Here is an 11,185-nt window from a genome sequence, read left to right on the forward strand (position 1 = left end):
ATGATCTAGTTCACTGTACCAAAGCAACCCTAAAGTTTCTTAATTTAAAGAAGATCAGGAGTGGAATTTAGTGAAATCATTAAGTTGGAAAAGCATGTCGTTTTTCTCCAAAAATTTGTTACTCTCATTTACCAATATCATTATCATCGGGGTAGCACTTATCGCAAGCAGTTACTATTTTCAAAAAACAGTTCTTGTTGATCAACTGCATGGACAGGTGGAACAAATTACCAAAAAGTGGGCTGATGATATCAATCCCGCCGAGGTACAAGCTGCTATTGCGGAAGGTAGCTATGATGGAGCAACACAAACGAAATTACGAGCGTATTTCGATGAAATGCAAGAATATTATCCTAACATTGCACAAGCCTACATCTTCGGTGTTGAGCTCGGTGGCGATAACAAGAGACAAACTTCCCTTGTAGCGATGCCGACCAACCTAAGAGAGGCTTTTCAAAGTGAGAACGTAAATATCGGTGACATGTATGAGCAGCCGGTCGTTGTAGCCAATGCACTGAAAGAAATGCTTAATACGGATCGCCCAACATTCACAACATTTTATTCCGATGATTTCGGAACATGGACTACCATTGCATATCCAATCAAAGACAGCAACGGTAAGATTTTCTCATATTTTGCCATTGATGCAGATGCATCAGCCGTACCCGCAGGACTTAACTCCTTGCTCAAAAACGGAATTATCATCCTTGTGGCCTTCTTGCTGTTATTCCTGATTATCCAATACCTTGTGGTTAAAAATACACTTTCCCCTATCCGTCACTTGATCAAAGGAATTGATGACGTCAGTCGGGGTAATTTGAATGTCAACATTCCGACAGGCAAAGACGATCTGGGACTCGTTAACGAGAAGTTCAACACCATGGTTCGCAAAATCAACGATACTATCGTTAAAGTGCAAATCACATCACAAGAAGTAAATCAGTCTGCCAAAGAGTTATATGAAGTTTCCGAGCGCAACAGTGAGAATGCAGATTCTATCAATAATAATGTGACTCAAATCACTTCCAACATTCGTTCACAGGAACAGGCAACCCGGGATAGTGCACGTGCCATGTCCGAGATGGCTACCGTAATCCAGACGATTGCCAGCAGCTCGGCAAGTGTAGCGGATGAAGCCTATGAGATGGAACGTCGTTCGCAACAAGGTAACAGCGTTGTCCGTCAGGTATCTGAACAGATGAATCTGATTACGGAATCGGTTAAGAATACCGCTTCTGCCATTGAGGTTCTGGAGAGTCGTTCACAGGAAATCGGCGATATTCTCAATATCATCTCGGGAATCTCCAGCCAGACCAACTTGCTTGCTCTTAATGCATCCATTGAAGCAGCTCGTGTTGGTGAAGAAGGAAGAGGATTTGCAGTTGTTGCAGGTGAAGTACGCAAACTTGCCGAGCAGTCTGAACAAGCGACCAGCCAGGTTGGCGTATTGATCCAAGAGATTCAAGCTGGAATTAAACAAGCTGTACGTGCTATGGAACAAGGTACGTCAGAAGTAGATACAGGGCTCAGCGTAGCCGATCAAACAGGACAACTGTTCGAAGATATTTTAGAAGCAGCGAAAAAAGTATCTAATCAGATTCAGGAAGTCTCAAGCGCTACGGAAGAAATCTCTGCGGGTACGGAGGAAATGACCGCTACAGCAGATGACTTGTCTTCAAGCGTAAGCAAGACAGCAGACAGCAGTGAACAAATCTCCTCATCAGTAGATGAGCAAAAAGCATCTTTGATTACACTGGTAGACTCCTCCACACGCCTTACCAGCATGTCTGAGGAACTCCAAGAATTGATCTCTCATTTCAATGTAAGCAAACAATAATTCAAATCCACATACATTCGGTTTGAACCAAGGAGGAATAACTGAAGTGATTGAAAACCAACCATCTTCTTCCCATTCCATGGAATCTAGCTTGCCAGTTCTGCAGATTCCACTGGATTTTGGGCGACGTCAACAATCATTCTCTTATCAGTCTGCTCAAATCACATTACATGCTTCTCTGAGCCGTGAACTTAAACAGAAGTATGGAGAACAGATGGTGTACCCGGTACTCCTCTCAGCTTATGCAGCCTTGTTATTCCGATTGTCAGCTGAACAGGAACTTGCCATAGGTATACTGTCCCCCGATCAGGCAGCTTCCTATCTTTCATTACAGATTCAGGGCAAATTGACCTTTAACCAACTATGTCATCAGGTTTCAGAGCAGCTCAAGATTGAATACACGTTGCAAAACGGTGGATACCCTGAATCGTTTTTTATGCTGAATAGTGTTCAGTTGCCTCAAGCTCCTCAAATATTAAACTGGAACGTTCGAGATGATCAGAACATGCTCATCCTCGATCTGTTCTATGATAGTTCACTGTTAAAAGAGTCTACCGTGCTGAGATATGCAGAATATTATCAGACTCTTCTACTCGCCCTTGTGCGTGACGGTGAGAAAGCAATCGGTACGGTAGATATTCTTTCTGCCTCAGATCGATTGCTTTACCGTGAAATGAATGATACTTCTGTTCTCGAACCAGAGAATCAGACGGTTCATGGCTGGTTCGAAGCAACGGCAGCGGCATATCCGGATTCACCGGCGATAACATCGCCATCCAAAAGTTATACGTACAGGGAATTGAATGAACGAGCTAATCAGGTTGCACGTGTTCTGTTATCCAATGGATTGCAGAAAGGTGAATTCGTCAGTATCTTTATGGATCGAAGTCTGGAGACCATCATCTCCCTGCTTGGTATTCTGAAGGCAGGTGGTGCATATGTTCCGATCGACCCTGAGCATCCACAAGAACGTAACAGTTATATCGTGGAAGATACGGCGTCCTCATTCGTGCTGACAACAGAGGCTTCTTATGCCCAAGCTTCCAGCTTATTCTCCAGTATAGCTACGGTCCGTCAGATTCTCGCTGTGGATGGTCGTTTAGCCGGATTTGCAGCAAGTAATCCCAATCTGGATATTCAGCCAGATGATCTTGCGTATATTATCTACACGTCAGGGTCGACCGGTAAACCCAAAGGTGCACTGATTGCCCACCGGGGTGTAACCAATCTTGGCAGTGTGGTTCAGCGTGATTGTGACATTCAACCAGGTGATGTATTAACCCAGTTTGCTACATACAGCTTTGATGCATCCGTGTGGGATACCATTGGCGCCTTGTTCTATGGAGCAGAATTATATCTGTTGTCTGCGGAAGAACGGGTATCCGTTGAAGAATTCGCAAGTGCAATTGAACGGACAGGAACAAACATCATTACGATACTGCCTACGATTTTCTTCAATCAGCTTGCTTCCTACTTATCCGATGAAGGTTTCCACAAGCTGGCCAAAGTCAGAATCATTACTGTAGCCGGAGAAGCGTTATATGGTGAACAAGTTCGTGCCTTCCAGCGCAAATTTGGGAACCAGATTGATATTGTTAATGTGTACGGACCTACCGAATGTACAGTAGCCACAACTACTCACCGCATCAGTGAACAGGTTCCCGAACATGTGGTGAATATCCCTATCGGTAAACCGATTCATAACTACAAAGTATACATTGTAAATGAAGAACAACAGCTCTGTCCGGCAGGTGTACCTGGTGAGGTATATATTGCTACCCCTGCATTGGCCAAAGGTTATCTGAATCAGCCAGAACGTACAGAGCAAGCATTCATTGAGAACCCGTTTGCAATAGGTGAGAAAATCTACAAGTCTGGCGATATTGCCAAATTGCTGGATACCGGTTTGCTGGAATATGTTGGTCGCAGTGACTCTCAGCTAAAAATTCGTGGTCACCGGATTGAGATCGGGGAGATTGAAGATCACTTTGCACGGCTTGATCAGATCCAGAACGTTGCCGTCATTCCGAAGAAAGAATCCGATGGACAAAATATGCTGGTCGGTTACTTTACATCGAAAGATGGCAGTACCCTCTCTGTTTCGGACATCAAGGCAGAACTGACGGAGAAACTCCCTTCTTATTTTGTACCGAAGTGGATCTGTCAGCTGGATGAAATGCCGATTGCACCAACAGGAAAAATCAATCGCAAAGCGATGGTATCCCTGCCTCATGTGGAACGACATGAAGATCGCCCTGACCGGGTCATGCCTGAGACGGAGACGGAATCCATTATCCTGGACGCATGGAAAGAAATCCTTCAGCACGATGACTTCGGTGTCGAAGACAGCTTCTTCAATATCGGTGGTGATTCACTCCGGGTCATTCATGTACTGGTCATTCTGAAGCCACATTATCCACAGCTGAAAATTGCCGACTTCTTTGCCGAAAAAACAGTCCGTGCTCTCGCTCATCGTGTGGAAGTATTGTCTCTCAGTGCTGCAGAAGTTACGGATTCAGTGGTGACCGACGGTATGATTACACAATTATCCGAACACCCTGTGGAGCTAACATCCCAGTTGGGGTATCCACTCATTCGTGAACCTGAGCATGTGTTACTGACCGGAGCAACAGGTTATCTGGGCTCTCATGTGCTGCAACAGTTAATTCTGAATTCCAGCACACGAATCTACACCCTTGTTCGTCGACCATCCAATGGAATAACTGCAATGGAACGTTTGACTAACGTGTTGGAAGGTTATTTCGGCAAACAACTGACTGACCATCTCTCCACTCGTGTGGAGATTATTGAAGGGGATCTCGAACAACCTAACCTCGGTCTGTCAGGTGAACAAACGGCTTATGTTCAGGATCGAATTGACCGTGTCATCCACTGCGCTGCAGACGTACGTCATTTCGGCGATGCCGATCAGTTCGCCAAAACAAACGTGGAAGGAACGGTCGCATTACTAGACTTGATTCGCAGCAAACCAGGTGCTTCCTTCCACCATGTATCCACGATGGGTATTCCGGAAGATCTGGCACTCAGCGGACAATGGGAATCTTCCCTGCAATATGATCGGTTCCCGGCTGACTTGCATGTGGACAACCTGTATTCGGACAGCAAGCTTGAAGCCGAGAAAGTGCTCATGATTGCGGCAGAGGAAGGTGTACCTGTCAGCATCTATCGTGCTGGTAATCTCACTTGCCACTCCGAAACTGGACGCTTCCAGTCCAATATTGATAGCAACGCCTTCTATCGTATGATCAAAGCGATGTTATTGCTCGGCAAGGCTCCTGCGGCTGACTGGATGGTTGATTTTACACCGATCAACTATGCAAGTGAAGCTATCGTTCATCTGGCCTTACGTCAGGATACCGCCGGTCGTGTATTCCACATCTGTAATCCGGAGCCCATCCGCTATGATGAGCTGATCCGTTCTGTGAATCGGGCTGGTTACGAAGTTGAAACGCTACCTTTCGCGGATTACACCCGTTGGTTGTTCGATGCGAGCATCAGCAAAGAGCCGGAAGCTCTTCAGTTGGCTATTGCACAGCTTGAAGGCGACGGTGCGAAGGATTCAGCATATGTCTATGCTTGCCCTGTCACAACGGCTTATGTGGAACCTGCCGGAATCTCATGTGCAAAAACAGATGATCGCTTCATCTCCGCCATGTTAGACTACGCCGTTCAGATTGGATATTTCCCGTCTGCAATCCGGCGCCATAACGGCACTTCTACAGCTATGGAGTAAGTTCACTTTATCATTAGCATTTAATAAATAAGGTCACACAAAGAGAAGCCATCTATCGTCATTCACTGACGATAAGATGGCTTCTTTTCTTCGCATTTTCGGATCATTCTTTTAGACCCATCGGATAATTGCAATGATGGCAAGATGAGCTGGATAGAAATAACGCCAGACCCAACGCGGCCCTTTCATACGGAAACCCGCCTGGTAATACTGAGCAATAGCAATGCCGGCGGTTGCGAGCACACTATACATTTGCACAGAGCTGTTATGCAGCAGAAGATATAGTGCATTTAACAAGACATGTGCCACGACAAGCACAGGACCCTGGAAATAACGGAATAACAGAACCAATAACAACCCGTACATCCCGTAATCCATATGGCTAATTTCCATGAACCAACCAACTCCAATTACAATCGGAATGCCCAGTAGACGGGATGGCAATTTATCGATAACGAATAATACCAACAGGGCTGACCACAATGTCCATACCACGTTCAGAGAATAATGATTAAACGCAGCCATGAACGGCACCTGTGATATGATCGCGATCCAGAACAGCCGCCATATGTATTTTTGTACGTCTCGTGTATGTTTATAACCGATATACACTGTAAAAGCATAGATTGGAAAAGCGATACGACCTATGATCCTCAGTTCTATAATATGTGGAAAAAAGACAGCTCCTATATGATCAATTAACATCGTGATCATGGCAATCCACTGCATCATGTTGCGACTCCCCTCCCTCTTTCTCGACGACACGAGTCTGCCATTCATTTATATAGTGCGTCTTTTTGATCAACCTCTTATACATTAAGTTCATAATACATGAATTTGGTATCCTGTGCATATCCTTCGGATTCATATAAAGCTTGTGCTTGTTTGTTACTTAACTCGGTTGAGAGTGATATACGAAGAACTCCTTGCTCAGATGCCAATCGCTTGGCTGTCTGCAAGAGCTTCCTTGCAATGCCTTGCTGACGATAATTCGGATGCACATATAGATCATTTAGCACCCAGACAGGCCCCATCGATACCGAACTGAAACTGGGATACAGTTGAACGAATCCAGTACAGATTAAGCCATTGGAGATTGGCTTTTCTGCTACCAAAATCACCGATTCATGGCCTTCCATTCGTTCTCTAATATACTGACGTGCTGCCTCAATGTCAGCATTTTGGTTGTAGAACATCCTGTACTCATTGAACAATCGTCCCACTTCGTTACTATCAAGAAGACCCGCTTGTCTGATTCGGTGCTGCATTTCACTCAACTCCTCTGGGATGGAGACCATCGTCTCATCGGTTGTATTTCTTCAATTGTAAAACAGTCCTTTCCTTTTCCCCATTCATCATCTGCATCAAAGTTTGTAGTATCCTGAGCAGTGAGCTGACATTCGTTCATGCGCGCTTCCAGATTACATCTTACTTATCTAGTCCATACCAATTCTGTACGTTTTGTTATATTGACTTCATATTGGCAAAAATAAAAAGGCGACCAAAGCATCCACTGCTCCGTCGCCGTAATTATTCAGTTCGATTCAGCATTCTGCTGTTCCTGACCGGGATCAGCATCGGGGAAAATGACGCCTTTCTTCAAAATCAGATTGGCATATTGCGCTCGCTCACCAGTTGCAACAATCACATAGGCATTCGAAGCCCGTTTATAAAAATCAAATCGCTCTTCATGATCAAAAGCATCCGTAATGCCTTCGTATTCTTCAATCAACCGGCGATAGTCTTCCCATATGATCGGGATCACCTGATCCCCTTTTACAACCTGCATGACAGCAGCGGGACGCTCAGCATAGGTATCCAGTGGATATAATTGCAGGATGGCATCCAGCAGTTCAACAACTCCCAGTGCATCACAGCGTACCAGTCGCTTGGCATGACTGGCTGCGGGGAAATTGCCATCCGCCAGAACCAACTCGTCTCCATGGCCCATTTCGGACATGATTTTGAGTAACTCTGGAGGTATTATTGCGGGTATATTCTTTAGCATACACAGCTCTCCTTGGTCATCTCCAACATTAGTTAGAGCAGATTGGTTTTCTCCATTCTTCAAGCACTCTAGATATCGATTCCATAAAAGCGGTTTCATCACTATTCTAACAGTATTTTTGGATGATTGCACAGTGCACACGTACGTTCGATATGAGAATATTTCATTTTGACAAAAATACTTGTTTGACATATAGTTGTTATAACAACTAATTGATTGGGACATTTTATTATGGAAGCGAGGTCTAGCAATCACATGGACTATACACTGGAACAATCTGTTGGATTCATGCTGGGTTTCACACATCGTAAAGCTGTAGCTTTACTTGCGACACGATTCAAACCTTATGATATTACGACAGAGCAATTTTCTGTTCTCTTTAATGTTGACCGCGGTGAAGGTGTTAATCAGAAGGAGCTCGCTGCACGTGTCTTCAAAGACCAACCCACCACTGCGCGGATTATTGATCTGCTTGAGAAAAAAGGCTGGGTAGAACGCCGGACCAGCGAACAGGATCGCAGAGCCTATTTGTTATATCTCACCACGGAAGGCAAAGCGTTAATTGATATCCTCGTTCCGATTGAAAGAGAAATGAATAAAGAACTTGCTGAAGGTATATCCGAAGACCAGATGGAAGCATTTAAACATACTCTTTCCCTCATTAACCGCAACTTGTAATGAATCACAACTCAGGGGGAATACATCATCATGAAAGAACAATCTACACAACAAGTTAGACTATGGACCACCGATTTTATACTGCTGATGCTGTGCAACTTCTTGTTGTTCTTGCAACTGCACATGATCGTCTCTCCGCTTCCGTCCTACGTTCAGGAGCGATTTCACGCCAATGCATTTGAAGTAAGTTTATTCACCTGTCTGTTTGCACTAAGTGCCATTGCAGCCCGTCTCTATTCCGCGAAAGCACTGGAGAAGGGCCTTCGTAACGCCATGATCTATATAGGCCTGTCCGTAGCCCTGCTGGCAACGCTCGGCTATTATTTTGCTGCTGGTATAGCTGTGCTCTTGTTGCTTAGAATGTTGTTTGGTATCGGGTTTGGTATGAGCAGTACCGCTTTTCCAACGATGGCCTCGGACATTGTGCCCGTCAAACGAATGGGTGAAGGAATGGGTTACTTTGGTCTATCGACTAGCCTGGCTATGTCTATGGGGCCAATCATTGGGGTTACTCTGCTCCAAGGTGCTGGATTTGTAACCCTGATGTTATGTACTGCGGGTGTACTCGCTGTGATCTATCCACTGAGTTATTCGCTGACACGCAAAAAAGCAGCCAGAACCGATAACAGTACAACCATCATGCCACAAGCCACAACAAGTGCTTCAGGGTCCAACCCGAAACAGAAGACACCTTTCAACCGCAAGCTGATTCTGCCCAGTGTGCTGAATTGCCTATTATCCATCACCTATGGTGGGCTTGTCGGATTCATCGTTTTGTATGGTAAGGAAGCCAATCTGGCCAATCCTGCGCTGTTCTTTTTGTTCAATGCACTCGCCGTATTATTGGTTAGACCATTTGCAGGACGGATCTATGACAGCAAAGGTCCAAAAGCACTGCTCATTCCAGGGGCAATATTCGTTGCAGTCGGCCTCATTCTGCTCTCGTATGCAACCTCCATGTCCGTCCTGTTCATCGCTGCCTTTATCTACGGAATCGGTTATGGTTCCATGCAGTCGTCTCTGCAGACCTGGATGATTCAAGTTGTATCTCCTACTCAACGGGGTATGGCTAACGGTATGTTTTTGAACTCGCTGGATCTGGGTATTGCGACCGGTGCCCTTCTTCTTGGCGCCATTGCGGCCATAACCAGTTATACTGATATGTATCGATATTCCGTGATGTTTATGATTCTGTTCTTGCTTATATATCTGATTCAGGGAAAACGAAGCGGCAGCTTCTCCATTGAACCTCATGCTCTGCTCGCTCATACTCATATCACTGCAACGGAACCACCTCAAGATCAATCCAAGAAATCTGGAGCCGGCAACACCGAAACTAGCCAGTCGAATAAGAGCAAACACGAATGATCGGTTAAAGTCATTCTGAACATAAAAACGCGTTTACACCGAGAAAGCAAATTCATCCGCTTTCTTAGGCGTAAACGCGTTTTTTATTGGAACAGATCTGAATGTTAAACAAACTTAATACAACTTCGGAATGAACGTAGCATACAACACCGTCTATCTAAAATGGACTTTTCTTGCGCCGTACAGGAGCATAACCTCTACTCGTCTCGATCCGATCGATATGTCGTTCATCCTGTTTCTGTCCGCTTCCTGAAGTAGGTTGATCTCCCTTATCCGGCTTCACTGCAAATAATGTAAGCAACCCGCCTACGGCTCCAGATGCAGCAAGCACACCAAAAAGCAAAAAATGTTGTTTGCCAATCAGTAAAGACACAACAGGGGGGCCAAGGGATACACCGATAAATCGCATGCTGCTGAACAAAGACGTAATCGTGCCTCGCTGTTTCTTATCTATACCTTCAGTGATTAAGGCATCCAGACACGGTAAGGTTGCTCCTATTCCGGCACTCCCCAATGTAAAAAGTCCAATCACAATATAGATATTATCGAAAATTCCAATAACACCCAGCGAAACGGTTACAAGAACAAGTCCTGCGAACCCAAGCCATTTCATACGAGGCTTACTCTTTCCGATCCATTTTCCTGCGAAAAAGGAAAACAGACACAGCGCCGCCAACGGAATGGCAAGCACGAGACCTTTTACGATCCCTTTCATGGCGAACTCGCTCTCCAATGTCTCGGATAGATAATAAAGCACGCCAAAAAGAATAAACATGCAAATTCCGCCGATCGCAAACAGAGCGTACAACCATCGCCCTTTTTCTTTCAAAACGTCCCGAATGGAAGCCACAAATTCCGTAAAGGTGGGTGGCTTCTCTTTTTTCTTGGGTGTCTTCACCAGGAAAATAACCAGAATCAGTGAAAGGACACACAATACAGGAATAGCCATAAATGGTAAATACCACAACCAGATAGCCAGCGCTGCACCCAAAATCGGGCTTAACACTTTACCAAATGTATTGGAGGTTTCAATGATTCCCAAACTTTTACTTACCTGATCTTCATCATTGAACATATCCCCAACCAACGGAATGACAATAGGGAATGCACCGGCTGCTCCAACCCCCTGCAATAATCGGCCACCTAAAATGGACCAGTATGCTGCGTTTCCATCCAGCATCCATGCAGCCACACCAGCTACAGCACCCCCGACGGCTGCAATGATAAGGCTGGGAATAATGACTGCTTTTCTGCCAAAACGATCAGACAAATATCCTGCGAGTGGAATAAGCAGGATGGCAACTACAGCGTAGACTGTAATAAGCATGCTGACCTTAAATGCAGATACGTTCAACTCACGTTCAATTTGTGGCAAGATCGGTATCAGCATGGAGTTTCCCAAGGTCATAATTAAAGGGATGGAAGCAAGTGCGACGAGGTCCCACTTTTTGTCGTTCATACCACAACCACCTTTACAGATTCTACACACAACAGCATTATTGTGGTTGTTTCGGAGGTTGATTATTCAGAACATGCTGGA

At 45.1% G+C, this 11,185-nt stretch carries 8 protein-coding genes; 4 read left to right on the forward strand and 4 right to left on the reverse strand.

From position 1 onward, the window contains the following. Nucleotides 1-94: 94 nt before the first annotated feature. Together QF049_RS12685 and QF049_RS12690 are read left to right on the forward strand one after the other, a co-directional pair. A complete protein-coding gene (locus QF049_RS12685) occupies nucleotides 95-1,837 on the forward strand; it encodes a methyl-accepting chemotaxis protein (RefSeq protein ID WP_307543232.1) in 1,743 nt (580 codons plus the stop codon). Between the two features lie 79 nt (nucleotides 1,838-1,916). Next, nucleotides 1,917-5,591 (forward strand): non-ribosomal peptide synthetase family protein, encoded by a 3,675-nt coding sequence (locus QF049_RS12690; RefSeq protein WP_373428345.1) that lies wholly within the window; start codon nucleotides 1,917-1,919, stop codon nucleotides 5,589-5,591. A 111-nt stretch (nucleotides 5,592-5,702) separates the two neighbouring features. Here the strand turns inward: QF049_RS12690 and QF049_RS12695 are convergent, their stop codons facing one another. The 3 genes from QF049_RS12695 to QF049_RS12705 all read right to left on the reverse strand — a co-directional run bounded on the left by QF049_RS12695 (nucleotide 5,703) and on the right by QF049_RS12705 (nucleotide 7,599). Next, entirely contained in the window at nucleotides 5,703-6,323 is a 621-nt protein-coding gene (locus QF049_RS12695) for a TraX family protein (protein ID WP_307537817.1), read from the reverse strand. A 77-nt stretch (nucleotides 6,324-6,400) separates the two neighbouring features. Further along, nucleotides 6,401-6,859, reverse strand: coding sequence for a GNAT family N-acetyltransferase (locus tag QF049_RS12700; protein ID WP_307537819.1), 459 nt, complete (start codon nucleotides 6,857-6,859; stop codon nucleotides 6,401-6,403). A gap of 266 nt (nucleotides 6,860-7,125) precedes the next feature. Continuing rightward, entirely contained in the window at nucleotides 7,126-7,599 is a 474-nt protein-coding gene (locus tag QF049_RS12705; RefSeq protein ID WP_036609525.1) for an RbsD/FucU family protein, read from the reverse strand. Between the two features lie 231 nt (nucleotides 7,600-7,830). Here QF049_RS12705 and QF049_RS12710 point away from each other — a divergent pair, with 231 nt between their 5' ends. Together QF049_RS12710 and QF049_RS12715 are read left to right on the forward strand one after the other, a co-directional pair. After that, on the forward strand, nucleotides 7,831-8,277 hold the full coding sequence (locus QF049_RS12710; protein ID WP_235200756.1) for a MarR family winged helix-turn-helix transcriptional regulator: 447 nt from the start codon (nucleotides 7,831-7,833) through the stop codon (nucleotides 8,275-8,277). Between the two features lie 30 nt (nucleotides 8,278-8,307). After that, complete coding sequence (locus QF049_RS12715; protein ID WP_307537822.1) at nucleotides 8,308-9,645, forward strand: MFS transporter; 1,338 nt, start codon at nucleotides 8,308-8,310, stop codon at nucleotides 9,643-9,645. Nucleotides 9,646-9,802: 157 nt separating this feature from the next. Here the strand turns inward: QF049_RS12715 and bcbE are convergent, their stop codons facing one another. Beyond that, on the reverse strand, nucleotides 9,803-11,104 hold the full coding sequence (gene bcbE / locus QF049_RS12720) for a bacillibactin exporter BcbE (RefSeq protein WP_307537824.1): 1,302 nt from the start codon (nucleotides 11,102-11,104) through the stop codon (nucleotides 9,803-9,805). Between the last annotated feature and the right edge of the window lie 81 nt (nucleotides 11,105-11,185).

Source organism: Paenibacillus sp. W4I10 (assembly GCF_030816325.1).
Taxonomy (GTDB): Bacteria; Bacillota; Bacilli; order Paenibacillales; family Paenibacillaceae; genus Paenibacillus; species Paenibacillus amylolyticus_B.

Bases quoted from the DNA above. Each gene is read 5' to 3' on its own strand.
- QF049_RS12710 (WP_235200756.1), top strand. From the start codon at position 7,831: ATGGAAGCGAGGTCTAGCAATCACATGGACTATACACTGGAACAATCT.
- bcbE (WP_307537824.1), bottom strand. From the start codon at position 11,104: ATGAACGACAAAAAGTGGGACCTCGTCGCACTTGCTTCCATCCCTTTA.
- QF049_RS12695 (WP_307537817.1), bottom strand. From the start codon at position 6,323: ATGATGCAGTGGATTGCCATGATCACGATGTTAATTGATCATATAGGA.
- QF049_RS12715 (WP_307537822.1), top strand. From the start codon at position 8,308: ATGAAAGAACAATCTACACAACAAGTTAGACTATGGACCACCGATTTT.
- QF049_RS12705 (WP_036609525.1), bottom strand. From the start codon at position 7,599: ATGCTAAAGAATATACCCGCAATAATACCTCCAGAGTTACTCAAAATC.
- QF049_RS12685 (WP_307543232.1), top strand. From the start codon at position 95: ATGTCGTTTTTCTCCAAAAATTTGTTACTCTCATTTACCAATATCATT.
- QF049_RS12690 (WP_373428345.1), top strand. From the start codon at position 1,917: ATGGAATCTAGCTTGCCAGTTCTGCAGATTCCACTGGATTTTGGGCGA.
- QF049_RS12700 (WP_307537819.1), bottom strand. From the start codon at position 6,859: ATGCAGCACCGAATCAGACAAGCGGGTCTTCTTGATAGTAACGAAGTG.